This is a genomic window from uncultured Friedmanniella sp. (genome assembly GCF_964244285.1).
Taxonomy (GTDB): Bacteria; Actinomycetota; Actinomycetes; order Propionibacteriales; family Propionibacteriaceae; genus Microlunatus.
The window spans coordinates 1-17666 of the sequence record NZ_CAXTHT010000017.1; the positions used below are offsets into that span (position 1 = coordinate 1).

General features: G+C 71.8%; 19 protein-coding genes. 14 read left to right on the top strand and 5 right to left on the bottom strand.

The genetic code is table 11. From position 1 onward, the window contains the following. The 3 genes from ACFE7W_RS19940 to ACFE7W_RS19950 all read left to right on the top strand — a co-directional run. Positions 1-502 (top strand): DUF427 domain-containing protein (locus ACFE7W_RS19940; RefSeq protein WP_375426577.1); only part of this gene is annotated, 502 nt, incomplete at its 5' end. Then, positions 499-891 (top strand): MGMT family protein, encoded by a 393-nt coding sequence (locus tag ACFE7W_RS19945; RefSeq protein ID WP_375426578.1) that lies wholly within the window; start codon positions 499-501, stop codon positions 889-891. The genes ACFE7W_RS19940 and ACFE7W_RS19945, both read left to right, overlap by 4 nt. Positions 892-1042: 151 nt before the next feature. Next, positions 1043-1246 carry a cold-shock protein gene (locus ACFE7W_RS19950; protein WP_375426579.1) on the top strand — a complete coding sequence of 68 codons (204 nt, stop codon included), beginning with the start codon at positions 1043-1045 and terminating at the stop codon, positions 1244-1246. Positions 1247-1338: 92 nt separating this feature from the next. On the opposite strand, the gene moeZ is transcribed toward ACFE7W_RS19950, so the two are convergent. Both moeZ and ACFE7W_RS19960 read right to left on the bottom strand, forming a co-directional pair. Next, positions 1339-2529, bottom strand: coding sequence for an adenylyltransferase/sulfurtransferase MoeZ (gene moeZ / locus ACFE7W_RS19955; RefSeq protein WP_375426580.1), 1191 nt, complete (start codon positions 2527-2529; stop codon positions 1339-1341). A 103-nt stretch (positions 2530-2632) separates the two neighbouring features. Further along, positions 2633-3472 carry an aminoglycoside phosphotransferase family protein gene (locus tag ACFE7W_RS19960; protein WP_375426581.1) on the bottom strand — a complete coding sequence of 280 codons (840 nt, stop codon included), beginning with the start codon at positions 3470-3472 and terminating at the stop codon, positions 2633-2635. 36 nt (positions 3473-3508) lie between these two features. Between ACFE7W_RS19960 and ACFE7W_RS19965 the strand changes: the two genes are divergently transcribed. Together ACFE7W_RS19965 and ACFE7W_RS19970 are read left to right on the top strand one after the other, a co-directional pair. Next, positions 3509-4510, top strand: a complete 1002-nt coding sequence (locus ACFE7W_RS19965; RefSeq protein WP_375426582.1) for a DNA polymerase domain-containing protein — start codon at positions 3509-3511, stop codon at positions 4508-4510. A gap of 4 nt (positions 4511-4514) precedes the next feature. After that, the gene (locus tag ACFE7W_RS19970; protein WP_375426583.1) at positions 4515-5201 is read left to right on the top strand and encodes a TetR/AcrR family transcriptional regulator; all 687 of its coding nucleotides are present in this window, start codon (positions 4515-4517) and stop codon (positions 5199-5201) included. A gap of 80 nt (positions 5202-5281) precedes the next feature. On the opposite strand, the gene ACFE7W_RS19975 is transcribed toward ACFE7W_RS19970, so the two are convergent. The 3 genes from ACFE7W_RS19975 to ACFE7W_RS19985 all read right to left on the bottom strand — a co-directional run bounded on the left by ACFE7W_RS19975 (position 5282) and on the right by ACFE7W_RS19985 (position 8383). Further along, positions 5282-6115 carry an ATP-binding cassette domain-containing protein gene (locus ACFE7W_RS19975; RefSeq protein ID WP_375426584.1) on the bottom strand — a complete coding sequence of 278 codons (834 nt, stop codon included), beginning with the start codon at positions 6113-6115 and terminating at the stop codon, positions 5282-5284. Then, positions 6115-7152 carry an ABC transporter permease gene (locus ACFE7W_RS19980; RefSeq protein WP_375426585.1) on the bottom strand — a complete coding sequence of 346 codons (1038 nt, stop codon included), beginning with the start codon at positions 7150-7152 and terminating at the stop codon, positions 6115-6117. Before ACFE7W_RS19980 ends, ACFE7W_RS19975 begins: the two co-directional genes overlap by 1 nt. Before the next feature lie 109 nt (positions 7153-7261). Further along, a complete protein-coding gene (locus ACFE7W_RS19985) occupies positions 7262-8383 on the bottom strand; it encodes a substrate-binding domain-containing protein (protein WP_375426586.1) in 1122 nt (373 codons plus the stop codon). Positions 8384-8639: 256 nt separating this feature from the next. Here ACFE7W_RS19985 and ACFE7W_RS19990 point away from each other — a divergent pair, with 256 nt between their 5' ends. The 9 genes from ACFE7W_RS19990 to ACFE7W_RS20030 all read left to right on the top strand — a co-directional run bounded on the left by ACFE7W_RS19990 (position 8640) and on the right by ACFE7W_RS20030 (position 17663). Continuing rightward, a complete protein-coding gene (locus ACFE7W_RS19990; protein ID WP_375426587.1) occupies positions 8640-9623 on the top strand; it encodes a LacI family DNA-binding transcriptional regulator in 984 nt (327 codons plus the stop codon). Positions 9624-9720: 97 nt separating this feature from the next. After that, entirely contained in the window at positions 9721-10578 is an 858-nt protein-coding gene (gene larE, locus ACFE7W_RS19995) for an ATP-dependent sacrificial sulfur transferase LarE (RefSeq protein WP_375426588.1), read from the top strand. 10 nt (positions 10579-10588) lie between these two features. Next, the gene (larB, locus tag ACFE7W_RS20000) at positions 10589-11245 is read left to right on the top strand and encodes a nickel pincer cofactor biosynthesis protein LarB (RefSeq protein WP_375426589.1); all 657 of its coding nucleotides are present in this window, start codon (positions 10589-10591) and stop codon (positions 11243-11245) included. Then, positions 11242-12510, top strand: a complete 1269-nt coding sequence (larC, locus tag ACFE7W_RS20005) for a nickel pincer cofactor biosynthesis protein LarC (RefSeq protein WP_375426590.1) — start codon at positions 11242-11244, stop codon at positions 12508-12510. The genes larB and larC overlap by 4 nt, the downstream gene beginning before the upstream one ends. Before the next feature lie 141 nt (positions 12511-12651). After that, positions 12652-13908, top strand: a complete 1257-nt coding sequence (locus tag ACFE7W_RS20010) for a toxic anion resistance protein (RefSeq protein WP_375426591.1) — start codon at positions 12652-12654, stop codon at positions 13906-13908. Then, entirely contained in the window at positions 13905-14417 is a 513-nt protein-coding gene (locus ACFE7W_RS20015) for a hypothetical protein (RefSeq protein WP_375426592.1), read from the top strand. The genes ACFE7W_RS20010 and ACFE7W_RS20015 overlap by 4 nt, the downstream gene beginning before the upstream one ends. Further along, entirely contained in the window at positions 14414-15394 is a 981-nt protein-coding gene (locus ACFE7W_RS20020) for an AAA family ATPase (protein WP_375426593.1), read from the top strand. Before ACFE7W_RS20015 ends, ACFE7W_RS20020 begins: the two co-directional genes overlap by 4 nt. Beyond that, complete coding sequence (locus tag ACFE7W_RS20025; RefSeq protein WP_375426594.1) at positions 15391-16686, top strand: hypothetical protein; 1296 nt, start codon at positions 15391-15393, stop codon at positions 16684-16686. Before ACFE7W_RS20020 ends, ACFE7W_RS20025 begins: the two co-directional genes overlap by 4 nt. After that, entirely contained in the window at positions 16683-17663 is a 981-nt protein-coding gene (locus ACFE7W_RS20030) for a glutamate ABC transporter substrate-binding protein (protein WP_375426595.1), read from the top strand. The genes ACFE7W_RS20025 and ACFE7W_RS20030 overlap by 4 nt, the downstream gene beginning before the upstream one ends. Positions 17664-17666: the final 3 nt, after the last annotated feature.

The window sequence follows — 17666 nt, forward strand, 5'->3', positions numbered from 1 at the left end:
CATGGCCAGCCGTCCCGTCCCCGACCCGATCGCGCCCGGCCAGGAGTCGGTCTGGGACTACCCGCGACCGCCGGCGCTGGTGGCCAGCGACGAGCTGGTCGTGGTGGTGCTGGGCGGGGTCGAGATCTGCGAGACGTCCACCAGCTGGCGGGTGCTGGAGACCTCGCACCCGCCGACGTACTACCTGCCCCGCAGCGCCTTCCTCGAGAACGCCCTCGTCCCGGCTCACGGCGGCTCGTTCTGTGAGTGGAAGGGCGAGGCGTCCTACCTGGACCTGGTCGGCGGGACGGCCGTGGCCCCGCGCGCGGCCTGGTACTACCCCCGTCCCAGTACCCGCTTCGGCGCTCTACGGGACCACATCGCGCTCTACCCAGGCCAGGTCGACTACTGCCTGGTCGACGGCGAGCGGGTCGAGGCCCAGCCCGGCGGTTTCTACGGCGGCTGGATCACCTCCACGGTGGTCGGGCCGTTCAAGGGCGGCCCGGGCAGCAACGGCTGGTGACCCCCTCCGTGCCGGAACCCGAGGACGCCGAGGCCTACGTCGAGGCCGTGCTGCGGGTCGTCGAGTCCCTGCCCGCCGGCCGGGTCGCGACGTACGGCGACATCGCGAGGGCGGTCGGCCGGGGCGGTCCGCGCCAGGTGGGCACGGTGATGTCGCGGTTCGGGGCGGCCGTCCCGTGGTGGCGCGTGGTCCGCGCGGACGGGCAGCCCGCCCGCGGCCACGAGGCCCGCGCCCTGGACCTGCTGCGGTCCGAGGGAACCCCGGTGGCGGGGTCGCACGTTGTGCTCTCCGAGGCCCGCTGCCCGCTGCCTGAGCAGGCGGCGGGTGGCGCTTCGCCGCACGCGGACGAGAATTATCGCGCAGGGTTCACAAGCGAGCCTTGCATGTGAAATGCTCAGTTTGCTGTTGCAAGTGGTCTGTGCCGTGGTTAGTGCTACGCCTCCAGAACTATTGCGTGGGCGTCAGAACGTTCCTGGTGTCCGGCAGCTGATCGGGGCCGTGAGGTGCGGCCTCGGGTGTCAGATCCAGAGGGAGAGTTCCATGGCGCAGGGAACCGTCAAGTGGTTCAATGCCGAAAAGGGCTACGGCTTCATTGCCGTGGACGGCGGCGGTCCGGACGTATTCGTCCACTACAGCGCGATCGAGTCGACGGGGTTCCGCTCCCTCGACGAAGGTCAGCGCGTCGAGTTCCAGACCACCCAGGGGCCCAAGGGTCCTCAGGCCGACCAGGTCCACGCGATCTGAGCCGCCCGACCAGTCTGTGACGGACAGGACCCCCGCACCAGATCCTGGTGCGGGGGTCCTGTGTCGCTAGGCGAGCCGGCGAGCGCGCGCCATCAGTACGCCGGCTGAGAAGGGTCGACCTGGCTGACCCAGGCGCTCACCCCACCGCCGACGTGCACGGCGTTGTCCAACCCGGCGCCGCGGACGATCGCCAGGACCTCCGCGGAGCGGATCCCGGTCTTGCAGTAGAGGACGACCTGCTTGTCCTGCGGCAGGTGCGACAGCGCCTCGCCCGTCTGGAAGTCGCCCTTCGGGATCAGGATCGAGCCGGGGATCTGGTTGATGTCGCGCTCAACCTTCTCCCGGACGTCGATCAGCACGAAGTCGCGCGCCCCACCCTCTCGCTCGTTCAGCCAGCTCTCGAGCTGCTGCACGCCGACGGTGTGCCCGGCGACGGCCTCAGCCGCCTCCTCGGTGATCGCCCCGCAGAAGGCGTCGTAGTCGATCAGCTCGGTGACCGTCGGGTTCTCCCCGCAGACGGCGCAGTTGGGGTCCTTGCGGATCTTGAGCTGCTGCCAGCTCATCTCCAGCGCGTCGTAGATCTGCAGCCGGCCGACCAGCGGCTCACCGATCCCGGCGAGCAGCTTCAGCGCCTCGGTCACCTGGGTGGCGCCGATGGCGGCGCAGAGCACGCCGAGCACACCACCCTCCGCGCAGCTGGGCACCATGCCGGGGGGCGGCGGCTCGGGGTAGAGGCAGCGGTAGCAGGGGCCCTGGTCGGCCCAGAACACGCTGACCTGCCCGTCGAAACGGAAGATCGAGCCCCACACATAGGGGAGGTGCATCAGCACCGCGGCGTCGTTCACCAGGTACCGGGTGGCGAAGTTGTCGGTGCCGTCCACGATCAGGTCGTACTGGCCGAAGATCTCGAAGACGTTGTCGTTGTCGAGCCGGACGTCGTGCACCACCACGTTGACGTACGGGTTCGTCTCGGCCAGCGACTCCTTCGCCGACTGCGCCTTCGACTTTCCGATGTCGGACTGGCCGTGGATGATCTGACGCTGCAGGTTGGACTCATCGACCGTGTCGAACTCGACGATGCCGAGGGTGCCCACGCCGGCCGCCGCGAGGTAGAGCAGAGCCGGGCTGCCGAGTCCACCGGCGCCGATCACGAGCACGCGCGCGTTCTTGAAGCGCTTCTGCCCGTCCATGCCCACGTCCGGGATGATCAGGTGCCGGCTGTAGCGACGCACCTCGTCGATGGTGAGCTCGGCGGCGGGTTGCACCAGAGGCGGCAGAGCCACGGTTCCTCCTGGGTCAGGTCGTGCAGGGCAAAGACGATCTTCGTCGCAACGCCCCCCGCCTCCCGCGCTATTCCGGGATACGGGACCGGCAGGCGCGCGGCTCTCAGCGCTGGACGGCCTTGACGACGGTGGTGCAGCGGGTGATCCAGTCCCGGTCGGGCTCGCCGTCCCGCGACGCCCAGAGCACGTTCACCATCTCGCGGACGGTCACCCAGTCCCGGACCCGGTCCTCCTCGAGCCCGGCCGCGTCGACCACGGTGTAGAGCCGTTCCAGCAGCGCCCCCCGCAGGTCCCGGGTGGCCACGGCCTCGTCCCAGCGGTTCCACAGCAGCGGCGCGACCTCGTACGCCGGGTCACCGGCCAAGGGGTGCGGGTCGATCGCCAGCCAGGGCTCCCGGGCGGCAGCGAGCACGTTGGCGAAGTGCAGGTCGCCGTGCAGCAACGCGACGTCGGTCCCGGGATCGGCGGCGAAGTCGGTACAGAGCCCGATTGCCTGGTCCACGAAACGCCGCGGCGCCAGGGCGCCGTTCCGTAGCGCGGCGAGCTCCTCGGCCCAGCGGGCTGCGTGCTCGGAGAGCCGATCCAACTGCGGCAGCGGTGGGCGGTGCAGCTGCGGGTACAGCCCGGCGACGACTTCGCAGGCCTCGGTGACGTCGAGCGCGTGCAGGTCGTGGCCGGGGTCAGCCCGTTCCAGCAGCAACGCGGACCGGCGCGGGTCAGCCCGCACCAGCCGGACCGCGCCCTGCCCCTCCCACGCCCGCAGGGCCAGGTGCTCGTGCCGCGCCTCCCGCCGGGCGGGCGCGATCTTGAGGACGGCTGGCTCTCCAGCCCCGGTCCGGACGGGCACCAGGTGCGCCGGCCCGCGGGCGACCGCCGGGCCGTCGACGACCAGCCGCCACTCCTGCACCAGGTCGGTGGCCAGCCTGCGCAGGTCGGGTTCCACCGCGGCGATGGTAGCGGCTCCGGCGCGGCTGGCAGGATGACGGCTGTGCCGGACGTGCTGACCGAGGTCGAGGGGCGGCTGTTGGGCCTGTCGAACCTGCAGAAGGTGCTCTACCCGGCCACCGGCTTCACCAAGGCCGAAGTCATCTCCTACTACCTGGAGATCGCGCCGACGATCCTGCCGCACGTCCGGGACCGGGCGATGACGCGGCTGCGCTACCCCGGCGGGGTGGGCCTGCCGGAGCGGCGCGAGGAGCGCGGCGGCACCACGCCACCGCCGCCCGGCGCCTTCTACGAGAAGAACGCGCCGGCCGGTACGCCGGACTGGGTGCCGCGGCAGCGGGTCGGCACCAGCGACGGGGTGATCGACTACGTGGTGGTCGAGGAGCCGGCCACCCTGGTCTGGCTGGCCAACCTCGCGGCGCTGGAGCTGCACACCCCCCAGTGGACGATCTCCAGCGGTACGGCGGACGCCGACGGCGTGCTCGACCTGCCGGGCGAGTTGCCGCGGGAGGGCGAGCCGCTGGCCGACCGGGTGGTCGTCGACCTCGACCCCGGCGCGGGGATGGGCATCGTGGAGACCGCCCGGGCCGCCCTGCTGGTCGCGGCACGGCTGGCCGAGGACGGCCTGGTCCCGGTGCCGCAGAGCTCGGGCAGCAAGGGCCTGCAGGTGTACGCCGCCGTCGCCCCGTGCCGCTGCCGGGACGCGTGGGCCTACGTCAAGGGGCTCAACGCCACCATGGCCAGGGCTCACCCGGACTTCTTCGTCGCTTCGATGTCGGTCGAGCAACGCCGGGGTCGGATCTACGTGGACCACAACCAGGACCTGGCGGCACGGAACACCATCGCCCCGTACTCGCTGCGTGGACGGGAACGACCTTCGGTCGCCACTCCGCTGACCTGGGAGGAGGTGGGTGCGGTCGGCGCCCCCGACGACCTGCGGTTCTCCCCCGAGGAGGTCCTCGCCCGGGTGGCCGAGCACGGCGACCTGGCCGCCGACCTGCTCCACGACCAGCGGCCGCCGCTCCCGTTAGGGTGAACGGGTGACTTCTCGGGCCGACGCGGCGGCAGCGGACTCCGCCGCCGCCACGGTCCCGGACGGGTCTCTCTCGACCCGCGCCACCCGGATGCCGCGCGACCAGCGCCGCGTCTCGCTGCTCGACGCGGCGAACGAGGTCTTCACCACGAAGGGCTACCACGCTGCCGCGATGGACGACATCGCCGAGACGGCCGGGGTGTCCAAGCCCGTGCTGTACCAGCACTTCGGCTCGAAGCTCGACCTCTACCTCGCACTGCTCGACGCGAGCTGCGACACCCTGGTCGACGTGGTGCGCGAGGCGCTGGCCGCCACCGACCACAACGCCGACCGGGTCAGCGCGACGATGGGCGCGTTCTACGCCTTCGTCTCCTCCGCCAGCGGTGAGTTCCGCTTCGTCTTCGAGTCCGACCTGACCGGCGACGCCGCGGTGCAGCAGCGGCTGTGGCAGGTCAACTCCGACATCGCCGACCTGATCGCGGAGGTGATCGTCGAGGACACCGCCCTGCCGCCCGACCAGTCGAAGCTGCTCGCCATCTCGCTGGTCGGCATCGCGCAGGTCAGCGCCCGCTACTGGGTCTCCAGCGGCATGACCGTGCCGATCGAGGAGGCCACGTCCCTGGTCAGCCGGCTCGCCTGGCGCGGCATCCGGGGCTTCCCGCTCACCACGTACGACCCCTCCCGACTGCACTGACCACCCACGGGCCAAGACGCAAGTGGATCCTCACGCGTAGTCGCGTGAGGATCCACTTGCTTGCCGCGGTACGGCGCGGATCAGCCCCGCTGCAGGGTGGTGGCGCCGGTCATGATGGCCACCGCCTCGGTCGGCGTGTGGGACTTCGGGGTGATCACGCCGGCGCAGCCGCCCAGGCGGGCGATGTGGATCCGGTCGGCCACCTCGAACACGTTCGGCATGTTGTGGCTGATCAGGATCACGGGCAGGCCGCGCTCCTTGATCTGGCGGATCAGGTTGAGCACCTGGCCGGTCTCCTTGACCCCCAGGGCCGCGGTCGGCTCGTCCAGGACGACGAACTTCGACGCGAACGTCGCCGCCCGGGCCACGGCCACGGCCTGTCGCTGGCCGCCCGAGAGGGTCTCCACCGCCTGGTCCATGTTCTGCACGGTGGCGATGCCCAGGTTGGCCATCGAGCGCCCGGCCTCCTCCTTCATGCCCTTCTTGTCGAGCATCCGGAACACTGAGCCGAGCACGCCCGGCCGGCGACGCTCGCGTCCGAGGAACATGTTGGCCGAGATGTCCAGCGCCGGCGCGACCGCGAGGGTCTGGTAGACCGTCTCGATACCGGCGGAGCGGGCGTCCTGCGGAGTCTTGAAGTTGACCTCACGGCCGTCCAGGAACACCTGCCCGGAGTCGGGTACCAAGGCACCGGTCAGCGCCTTGATGAGCGTCGACTTGCCCGCCCCGTTGTCGCCGATGATCGCCAGCACCTCGCCGGGGAAGAGGTCCACGTCAACGCCGTCCAGGCCGATGACCTTGCCGAAGGTCTTGATCAGGCTGCGTCCCGACAGCACGGTCTGGCTGGGATCGGCGAGGTCGCCGGCCGGCCCCCGGTACTTCTCGCTCGTGGGCTCTGCGATGGAGCTGCTCATCAGGACTTCACCTTTCGGATCCACTGGTCGATGGAGACGGCGATGATGACGAGCAGACCGGTGGCCAGCACGCGCCACTGGTCGTCGACCCCGGCGATGCTCAGCCCGATCCGGAACACCCCGACGATCAGGGCGCCGAGCAGGGTGCCGATGATCGCGCCGCGACCACCGAAGAGGCTCGTGCCGCCGATCACCACCGCGGTGATCGAGTCGAGGTTGGCGTCCACGATGGCGTTGGCGCTCGCTGTGCCCGACCTGCCGATCTGCACCCAGGCCGTGATGCCGTAGATCAGGCCCGCGACGGTGTAGACGCTCAGCAGCACCCGGTCCACCCGGATGCCGACCAGGCGAGCGGCGTCCGCGTCGTTGCCCACGGCGTAGACGTGCCGGCCCCAGGTGGTCTGGCTGAGCACGAAGGCCATCACCAACGCCAGCACGACCACCACGATGACGCCGGTGGTGATCCGGAAGTCTCCGAACTGAATGGGAGTCCCGGCCCAGTTGAGCGAGTCGGGCATCTGCCGCCGACCCACCTGCTGGCCACCGGAGTACAGCAGCGCGATGGCGGTGAAGATGCTCAGGGTGCCGAGCGTCACGATGAACGGGGGCAGATTCAGCCGGGTGACCAGGCTGCCGTTGATGTAGCCGGCGATCACGCCCACGGCAACGCCGATCAGCACCGCGATCAGCCCCGGCACGTTCTGCTTGACAGCCAGGTTGGCCGAGAACAGCGTGGCCAGGATGGCGATGGCCCCGACGGACAGGTCGATGCCGGCGGTGAGGATGACGAGCGTCTGACCGATGGCCAGCGCGGCGATCACCGCGGTCTGCTGGAGGATGATGCCCATCGTGCTCGGCTGGGCGAACCGGTCGTTGAGCAGGGTGAAGACGATGCCGGAGATGACCAGCACCAGCAGCGGACTGATGGAAGGGTGGGCGTGCAGCAGCTGCTGCACCCTCTGCACCGGCGACTGTCGTCGCATCGCGAATTGCTCGGCCGCCGTCGCCGGGGCTGTGGGGTCAACTGTCGTGGTCACGTGGCTTCCTTGCCTTGAGTGTGCTCAGAGTTGTCAGAGGAGGGCCACCGGCCCCCCGGGGGGTCGGCTCCGCATCGGCGGAGCCGACCCAACACCGGCTCGTGAGGGCTCACTTGCCCCAGCAGAGCTTTTCGCCCTCGGACACGCTGATCGAGTCGAGGCCGTCGACCTTCTTGTCGGTCACCAGCGAGACGCCGGTGTCGAAGAAGTCGAGTCCCGGCGTGACGGCGGGCTTGTCCGAGCCGTTGGAGTCGGCGATCTTCTTGATCGCCTCGACGCCGAGCTCGGCCATCTTCACCGGGTACTGCTGCGAGGTGGCACCGATGGTGCCGTCCTTGACCGCCTCCAGGCCGGGGCTGCAGCCGCCGTCGACCGAGACCACCAGCGCACCCTTGACGCCCGCGTCGCTCAGGGCCTCGGCCGCGCCGACCGCGGCCGGCTCGTTGATCGTGTACACGACGTTGATGTCCTTGGTCTTCGACAAGCAGTTCTCCATGGCGCTCTTGCCCTCGTCCTGCGCGCCCTGGGTGGGCTCGTTGCAGGCGATCGAGTACTGCCCGCCCTTACCACCGGTGTAGCTTCCGGTCTTGTCCTCGTCGCCGTTCTTCTTCTTGTCCTTGACGTCGATGCCCATGCCGGTCAGGAAGCCCTGGTCGCGGTTGTAGTCGACCGAGACGACCTTGTCGTTGAACAGGTCGAGCAGCGCGATATTGGCCTGTTTCCCGTCCAGCTGGGCCGCAGCCCACTTGCCGATCAGCTCGCCGGCCTTGAAGTTGTCGGTCGCGAAGGTGATGTCGACGGTGTCGGCCGGGTCGGGCGGGGTGTCCAGCGCGATCACGTACAGGCCCGCCTGCCGGGCGCTGTCGATGGCGGAGTTGACACCCGGGCCGTTCGGGGTGATCAAGATGCCCTTGTCGCCGCGGGCGACGGCAGCCTCGATGGCCTTGACCTGGCCGTCCTCGTCACCGTCCTTGGCTCCGGCCGCCTTGGTGATCGTGACGCCGTTCTTGGCGCCCGCCTCGTCGGCGCCCTTCTGCATGGCGACGAAGAACGGGTTGTTGTTGTCCTTGGTGATCAGCGCCACCGAGATGGGTTTGGCGCCGCCACTCGCGCTGGTGCCGGTGCCGGGGTCGGCCGAGTTCGAGTCCTGGCAGGCGCTGAGCGCGAGGGTGGTGGCGCCGAGCAGGGCCAGTCCGGCCACGAGCCGGGACTTGCGGGAGCTGTGCTTCATGTATGCCTCTCCATTGGGTCATACGCGCCGATCCCGGAAATGGGTGTTCGCCGCACGGTCAGGTGACCCCCATCGGGCCACCGGACACCGCTTAACCTGACAACGGTGTCATGGGCTATTTCTAGACGATCCTCAGGTTTGCGTCAAGAGCAACCGGCTGAACCCCCCACGATGTCGTTATAGTGCCTGGGAAGGGAAGGAGACACCGTTGTCACCCAATGCGGTCCCCGTACGCCCCCGCGCCACGATTCGCGATGTGGCGGCACTGGCCGGCGTCGGTATCAAGACGGTCTCCCGGGTGATCAACAACGAGGCCAACGTATCGGCTCCGATGCGGGAACGCGTGCAGCACGCCGTGGTCGCGCTGAACTTCCAGCCGAACCAGGGCGCCGGCGCACTCCGCCGCAGCGACCAGCGCACCCGGACGCTCGGACTGCTGCTGGACGCGGTGGACAACCCCTTCTCGGCCTCGGTGAACCGGGCGGTGGAGGGCGCCGCCAGCGGGCGCGGCACCGCGGTGTTCGCCGCCAGCTTCCACGACGACCCCGCGGTGGAGCGCTCGATCATCGACGCCTTCACCCGCCGTAGGGTTGACGGCCTCATCCTCACGACGATCAGCGCCGATCACCGCTACCTGCAGGTCGAGCTGGAGCAGGGCACCCCCGTCGTCTTCATCGACCGGCCGCCCGTCGGGCTGGCGGCCGACGCCGTGCTGACCGACAACTACGAGGCTGCCGCCGCTGCCGCCCGCCACTTGCTGCTGTACGGCCACCGCCGGATCGCCCACCTGGCCGACGAGCTGGTCATCTCCACCTCGCGCGAGCGCCGGCGGGCGTTCGCCGACGAGATGGCCGCCGCCGGACAGGCCCCGACCCACGTCGACGACCTGTCGTCCGAGGCCATCGCGGAGGCGGCCGTCCGCGAGCTGATGACCCTGGCCGACCCGCCGACGGCGATCTTCGCCTCGCAGAACCTGATCACGGTCGGAGCCCTCCGCGCCCTGCACAGCCTGGGACTGCAGCACTCGGTTGCGCTGGTCGGCTTCGACGACCTGCTGCTGGCCGACCTGGTCGACCCGGCCGTCACCGTGGTCGCGCAGGACCCGACCCGGATGGGCACCGTGGCTGCCGAGCGGGTGTTCGCCCGGCTGGAGGGGGACACGTCGCCGGCCGCCACCGTGGTCGTGCCTTCACAGCTGGTGGTCCGTGGGTCCGGCGAGATCCCACCCCCACCCGACTGACCCAGCCCGACCGGCCCGCCTCCGCGGCTGGGCACCCGAGGAGACTGTCAGGGCCCGCCATTAGCGTGGGAGCACGCAGACCCACCTCAGGAGAGACGTGACCAGCTCGACCATCAGCCCTCCGGCAGCCCCGACGCTCACCGCCGTGCTCGACGACCTCCGGGCGCAGCTGGACGGGGTCCGGCGGCTGGGCGTGGCGTTCTCCGGCGGCGTCGACTCCTCCCTGCTGCTGGCGCTGGCCGCGCGCGTGCTGGGCGTCGACGAGGTGGTCGCCCTGCTCGGGGTCTCCCCCAGCCTCGCGACGGCCGAGCGGACGGCGGCGCACGAGGTGGCGGCCGGACTGGGGGTACGGGTGCGGGAGGTGACCACCTATGAGGGTGAGCGCCCGGCGTACCAGGCCAACGGTCCCGACCGCTGCTTCCACTGCAAGGACGAGCTCTTCACCCGGATCGACGAGGAGGTGGTCGCCGCCGAGCACCTGGATGCGGTGGGGTACGGGGAGAACGCCGACGACGCGCTCCGACCCGACCGGCCGGGCTCGCGGGCGGCCACGACGCACGCCGTCCTCCGACCGCTGGCCGCGCTCGGGCTGACCAAGGCCGACGTCCGACGACTCGCCCGCGAGCTGGGGCTGAGCGTCGCGGACAAGCCTGCCGCCCCCTGCCTCGCCTCGCGGATCCCCCACCACGAGCCGGTTACCCCGGAGAAGCTCGCGCAGATCGACCGGGCCGAGGCGGCTGTCCGCGCCCTCGGCCTCGCCGACCTCCGGGTCCGCCACCACGGCGACGTGGCCCGGCTCGAGCTGGCGACCGAGGACCTGCCGCGTGCCGTCGCCGAGCCGTTGCGCGGGCAGCTGCTCACCGCCGTACGCTCGGCGGGCTTCCGGTTCGTGACCCTCGACCTCGGCGGAATCCAGTCCGGCGCGTTCACGCTGCCGCTGGTCACAGGCCGGTAGGGGGCGGACCTTGAGCGAGCTGGACGCCGTCGCCACCCTGGACCTCGAACGCGCGGCCCGGCGGGGCTATCCCGAGGCCGTCTACTGCTCCGGCAAGACCCCCGAGCAGGTCCGGCTGATCGCCGCCGCCGTGCGGGACGCGGCTCAGGTCACCCTGTTCACCCGGGCCGACGCCTCCCACGCCGCGGCCGTGCTCGCCGAGCTGCCGGACGCGCTGCACGACGAGACGGCCCGGCTGCTGGCCTGGCCACCGGCGCCGCCGGAGCCGGCGGGTGGCCTGGTGGTGGTGGTCTCCGCCGGCACCTCCGACCTGCCCGTGGCCCGCGAGGCGCTGCTGACCGCGCGCTACCTCGGCCGGGAGGCCGAGCTGGTCGTCGACGTCGGGGTGGCCGGCCTGCACCGGATCCTCAACCGGCTCGAGCTGCTGCGCCAGGCCCGGGTGATCGTGGTCGCCGCCGGGATGGACGGTGCCCTGCCCGGGGTGGTCGCCGGACTGGTCGCCGCCCCGGTGGTCGCCCTGCCGACCTCGGTCGGCTACGGCGCCGCGTTCGAGGGCGTGGCGGCCCTGCTCACCATGCTCAACGCCTGCGCGCCCGGGGTCGGGGTGGTCAACATCGACAACGGCTACGGCGCGGGGCACCTCGCCGCCCAGATCGCCGCGCCGTGACCCGGCACGCCTGGATCGACGCGTCGGCCGGCGTGGCCGGGGACATGCTGCTGGGCGCCCTGGTCGACGCAGGTGCCGGCCTGTCGGCCGTCCAGGAAGCGGTGGATGCCGTGGTACCCGGTGCCGTCCGGCTGACGGCGCGTCCTGTGCTGCGGGCCGGCCAGTCGGGGACCAAGGTCGAGGTCGAGGTGCTCACCGACGACCTGCCCGAGCGGCACTGGTCCGAGATCGAGGAGATGCTCGTCGGGGCCGACCTGCCGGCTCCGGTGCGGGAAGGCGCCCGGCGCACCTTCGCGCGGCTGGCCGAGGCGGAGGCGGCCGTGCACGGCATCGCGGCGGGGCAGGTGCACTTCCACGAGGTCGGTGCGCTCGACTCCATCGCGGACGTGGTCGGGGTCTGCGCCGGGCTCCACCTGCTGGGCGTCGAGACCGTCAGCGCCGGTCCGGTGGCCGTGGGGTCGGGACGGATCCGCAGCGCCCACGGCGACATCGCCGTCCCGGTGCCGGCCGTGGTGCGGTTGTCCGCCGGCTGGCGGGTGCTCGCAGGCGGCCGCGGCGAGCTGGCCACCCCCACCGGGATGGCGCTGGTGACCGCGCTGAGCGAGCGCTGCGAGGACCTGCCGGCCCTGCTGCTGAGCGCGGCCGGCTCCGGCGCAGGAACCAAGGACGTTCCCGACCGCGCGAACCTGACCCGCGTGCTCCTCGGGGAGCTGGCCGAGCCCACGAGCAGCGACCGCGCGGACCCGGACGCCGAGACGTTGACCGTGCTGGAGGCGAACGTCGACGACCTCGACCCGCGGCTGTGGCCGGGGGTGCTGGCCCGGCTGCTCGCCGACGGGGCCCGGGACGCCTGGCTGGTGCCGATCCTGATGAAGAAGGGCCGTCCGGCCCACACGCTCACGGTGCTGGCCCGGCCGACCGACGCCGACCGGCTGCAGCTGCTGGTGTTCGCCGAGACGAGCACCCTGGGCGTCCGGCGCTCCACCTGGCGGCGGACGGCGCTGGACCGCGGCTGGGCCGACGTGGACCTCGCTGTCGAGGGGGGCGAGGCGGTGGTGGCGGTCAAGGTCGGGCACCGGCGGGGTCGGGTCGTCTCGGCCAGCCCGGAGTTCGTCGAGGTCGAGCGGGTGGCGGCCCGGACGGGCGACGCTGCGCGTACCGTGCTGGGCCGTGCCGTGGCCGCCGCATCGGCCGCCGGGCTGACCGGCGGCGCCCCGGTCCCAGACGGCCTGCGGGACACCGCGGAGCGACCGGGCGAAGCCTGAGCGCGGCGCTGTCGAAGGGCTCGCCGGACCCGACGTTCGGCTAGATTGAGCCCCTGTCCGCCAGGCCGATCCGCCGGCCCCCGTCGTCTCCGTCCTACCGGCCCCCTCGTCCCCGACCTACCAGCCCCCGAGAGGATCTCGATGTCCGAGCCCACGTTCGGCGGTGCGGCTGCGCCGGCACCCTTGACCGCGCCGCAGCCGAGCCCGCTCACCCTGACCGCGCCTGCCGCCCCGGCTCCGGTCGTCGCGACCCAGGCCCCGGCGATGGCCCCGCAGGTCGACCCGGCCACCGTGCCGGCACTGGACAGCAAGGTCGACACCTTCCTCACCACGCTGACCACGGCCCAGCCCCGCTCGCCGCAGTTCGCCGCGTCGGCCGACAACGTCCGCACCATGGGCGACGCCGACATCCGGCGTGCGGCAGAGACCTCGAACCGGCTGCTACAGACCCCCGTCCGAGCACTGCAGGAGGGCGGTCTGGCCGAGGGCTCGGCGGTCGGCAAGACGCTGCTCGAGCTGCGCCGCACGGTCGAGGAGCTCGACCCGAGCCAGGCCACGGGCGCCCGGAAGTTCCTCGGGATGATCCCGTTCGGGGACAAGATCACCGACTACTTCCGCAAGTACCAGGCGGCGCAGAGCCACCTGGACGGCATCCTGCACGCGCTCCGCAACGGCCAGGACGAGCTGACCCGCGACAACGTCGCCCTCACCATGGAGAAGCAGAACCTGTGGGAGTCGATGGGCCGGATCAACTCCTACATCTACGTGGCCGAGAAGCTCGACGCCAGGCTGGTCGCCCTGATCTCCTCCCTCGAGCTCACTGACCCGGAGAAGGCCAAGGCGCTCAGCCAGGACGTGCTGTTCTATGTCCGGCAGAAGCACCAGGACCTGCTCACCCAGCTGGCCGTCTCCATCCAGAGCTACCTGGCCATCGACGTGATCATCAAGAACAACCTCGAGCTGATCAAGGGCGTCGACCGCGCCAGCACCACCACGGTCTCCGCGCTGCGGACCGCCGTCATCGTCGCGCAGGCCCTGGGCAACCAGAAGCTGGTGCTCGACCAGATCAACGCCCTCAACACGACCACGTCGGACCTGATCCAGCGGACCTCGGAGATGCTCCGCGACAACTCTGCCGCCATCCAGCAGCAGGCGGCCTCGGCGACCATCGGACTGCCCCAGCTGCAGGCCGCCTTCGCCAACATCTACGCGACCATGGACTCCATCGACAGCTTCAAGCTCGCCGCGCTGGACACGATGGCCACCACCATCGGGACCCTCGAGGGCGAGGTGGTGAAGTCGCGGGAGTACCTGGACCGGGTCTCCCGGCAGGACAGCCAGCTGGCTTCGGGCGCCCTCGACCTCGACGCCCCGGCGCCTGAGCGCGGCATGCGTTGACCCTGCGCAGCTGGTGGGACCGGGCCACCGGGCGGACGCCTGCCCCGGACCCGCTGCCGGCCGCACCCGCCCCGCCGACCGAGGCCGACATCACCGTCGCGCTCGACCGGGTCGAGGCGCTGGTCGCCGGCGGTGCCGTACCCGGGCTGGTCCAGTCCCGCGTCCGGCGGGTGTCCCGGACGGTCCGGGAGACCATGCCGCGGCTGCGCAACCTCGGGCTGGGCAGCGCCCAGGCGTACTCGGTGATGGCCACGGCCACCGACTACCTGCCGGCGGCGATCGGCAACTACACCCGGCTGCCCCGGGACTGGGCCGACTCCCGTCCGATCGAGAACGGCAAGACCTCGCTGATGCTGCTCGTCGACCAGCTCGACCTGCTGGGCTCGACCATGGACGACATCCTGGACGCCGTCGTCCGGGTCGACGCCGACGCCGTGATCGCGCACGGCCGCTTCCTGCAGGCGAAGTTCGGCTCCGCCTCCACCGGCGGGGAGCTGAACCTGACGTGAGCTTCTTCGACGACGTCCCCTCCCTGCACCGTCCCCTCGGCTGGAAGGACCCGCGCCCTGAGCCCGTCGAAGGTCTCGAAGAGGTTGCGCCCCCCGTCGCCCCCGCGGAGCCCCGAACCCAGCCCGATAAGCCCGCGCCCACCCTGGACGAGCTGTTGGCCCAGCTGGACGCGCTCACCGGGCTGAGCGAGGTGAAGGCGGAGATCCACCGTCAGGTGGCGGTGCTGCGGGTGGAGGGCCTGCGGAGCAAGGCGGGACTGCGGTCGCCGACGATCACCCGGCACCTGGTCTTCGTCGGGAACCCGGGCACGGGCAAGACCACCGTGGCCCGGCTGGTCGGCGGCATCTACCGCGCGCTCGGGCTGCTGAGCCAGGGCCAGCTGGTCGAGGTCGACCGGTCCGAGCTCGTCGCCGGGTACCTGGGTCAGACGGCGACCAAGACCGCCGAGGTGGTGGCCTCAGCAGCCGGCGGCGTCCTCTTCATCGACGAGGCCTACAGCCTGTCGGGCGACCAGTACGGCCGCGAGGCCGTGGACACCCTGGTCAAGGAGATGGAGGACCGGCGCGACGACCTCGTGCTGATCGTGGCCGGCTACCCCGACCCGATGGTGGTCTTCATCGCCCAGAACCCGGGTCTGGCCAGCCGGTTCCGCACCACCATCGAGTTCGCCGACTACACCGACGACGAGCTCGTGGCGATCCTCGGCTCGATGGCCGCAGCGGGCGACTACGACCTCGGCGAGGGCTGCCTGGGCCGGTTTCGCAGCATCCTCACCACCACCCCGCGCGGCGGGACCTTCGGCAACGGACGCTTCGCCCGCAACCTCTTCGAGGCGGCCGTGGGCCGCCACGCCTGGCGGCTGCGCGAGGTCGAGGAGCCCACGGTGGAGCAGCTGCGCACCCTGCTGCCCGACGACCTCGACGGCCCCACGCCCGAGCCCCTCCCGAGCCCGACCGAGCAGGAGGTCGCCGGATGACCGCGACGAGCGCAGCCTCGGCGCCCACGACCGGGCCGACTCAGACGCCGCCGCAGACGACCAGCGTGACGCCGGCGGTCCCGCAGAAGCAGCGCCCGACCCGCAGCACGCCCCGGCAGCTCCAGCTGCTCAGCACCGGCGCGGTCGTCGTCGGGGTGCTGGTGGGGCTCGTCGGCGCGCTCACGTTCGCGTTCCTCGCGTACACCCTGCACCGGGCGCAGGCCGACGCCACCCAGCTGATCCGGGTGCAGAAGATCCAGACCGACCTGCTCAGCGCGGACGCGGCCGCCACGAACGCCTTCCTCGTCGGCGGCCTCGAGCCCGCGGCCCAGCGGGCCGGCTACGACTCCGCCGTCACCGACGCCAGCAGCCTGATCGCCGAGGCGGCGCGCGCCCAGCCCGCCGACGCCACCGCGCTGGCCGCCCTCAACACCGAGCTCGTCGACTACACCGCCTCCATCGAGCAGGCCCGCGCCAACAACCGTCAGGGCCTTCCCGTCGGCGCTCAGTACCTCAGGCTGGCCAGCGCGCAGCTCCGGTCGGGCGCCCTGCCCGTGCTGGACGAGCTGGTCAGCGCCAACACCAGCCGCGCGGCGGCCGGGATGCACGTCGGCTGGGGCTACCTGTTCCCCGTGGTGGCGCTGCTCGCGCTGGCCGGGTTCGTGGTCGGCCAGGGGTGGCTCGCCCGCCGCTTCCACCGCCGGATCAACCCCGGCCTGCTGGTCGCTTCCGTGGTCCTCGCCGTGGCGGTCATCGCCGGACTGGCCGGGGTGGCGCGGCTGGGCGGCCGGGTCAGCGACGTCCGTACCGGCAGCTTCGCCGACCTGAACGCGGCCGCCACCTCGCGGACCGGGGCCTACAACGCGAAGGCGAACGAGAGCCTCACCCTGATCGCCCGCGGTTCGGGCTCGGCCTTCGACCAGGCCTGGACCAGCTCCGCGGCCACCGTCGTCCAGCAGCTCACCCTGCTCGACGACCCGAGCCTGACCGGGAACTGGACGGCCTACGCCAAGGTGCACACCGCGATCCGGGCCCTGGACAACGGCGGCAACTGGGACGGCGCGGTCGCGCGGGCCACCGGCTCGGCGCCGGACTCGGCCAACCTGAGCTTCACGACGTTCGACGGCGCCCTGGCGTCGGTGCTGGACTCGGCGAACGCCCGCACCTCGACCGCCCTGGCCGGGCAGACGCCGGGGCTGGTGGTCGCCGCCGTGCTCGCCCTGCTGGCCGGGCTGGCCGCCGCCCTGCTCGGTCGCCGCGGGATCGCCGCCCGGCTCCGGGAGTACCGATGAGACCGGGCCGCGTCCGCGGGCTACGGCTCACCCTGGCCGGCACCCTGCTGGCGCTCCTCGCCGGCTGCTCCGCGTTCGACTACGCCGCCACCCCGCTGCCCCCGGCCACCCCGTCCACCACCGCCGCCCCGGCGCCGGCGACGACCCCCGCGACCTGCAACAACCCGACGGCCTCCTACGCCGCGGACGACCCGCTACCCAAGCCGGGCGACCTGCCGTCCGGATCGACGATGGCCAAGATCCGCGCCCGTGGCCGGCTGATCGCCGGCGTGTCCGCCGATACCTACCTCCTGGGTGCTCGCGACCCCCTGAACGGGCGGATCCAGGGCTTCGACATCGACATGGTCAAGGCCGTGGCCAAGGCGATCTTCGGCGACGAGTCGAAGTACCAGCTGCGGGTGATCACCGCGGCGGACCGGATCCCGCTGCTGCAGAAGGGCGACATCGACATCGTCGCGCGAGCCATGAGCATCACCTGCGACCGCTGGAAGCAGGTGGCGTTCTCCACCGAGTACTACCACGCGGGACAGACGATCCTCGTCCGGCGCGGGGACAAGGCGACCAGCCTCGCCGACCTGGCCGGCAAGCGGGTCTGCGCCCCCAGCGGCACCTCCAGCCTGACCCAGCTCCGCGCCCGCGCGCCGAAGGCGATCGCCGTCGAGTCCGACAGCCACACCGGTTGCCTGGTGCTCTTCCAGCAGGGCCAGGTGGACGCCATCACCGGCGACGACACCGTGCTGGCCGGGCTGGCCGCGCAGGACCCGTACGCCGTGGTACCCGATCAGAAGCCGTTCACCGACGAGCCGTACGGGCTGGGGATCAACGCCGACCACGTGGACCTGGTCCGCTTCGTCAACGCGCGGCTGGCCCAGATGCGCAGCGACGGGGAGTGGACGACGATCTACAACCGCTGGCTGGCCGGACCGCTCGGCCCGGCGCCCGCCCCGCCCCGTGCGGTGTACGGGCGCGCCCGGTGAGCC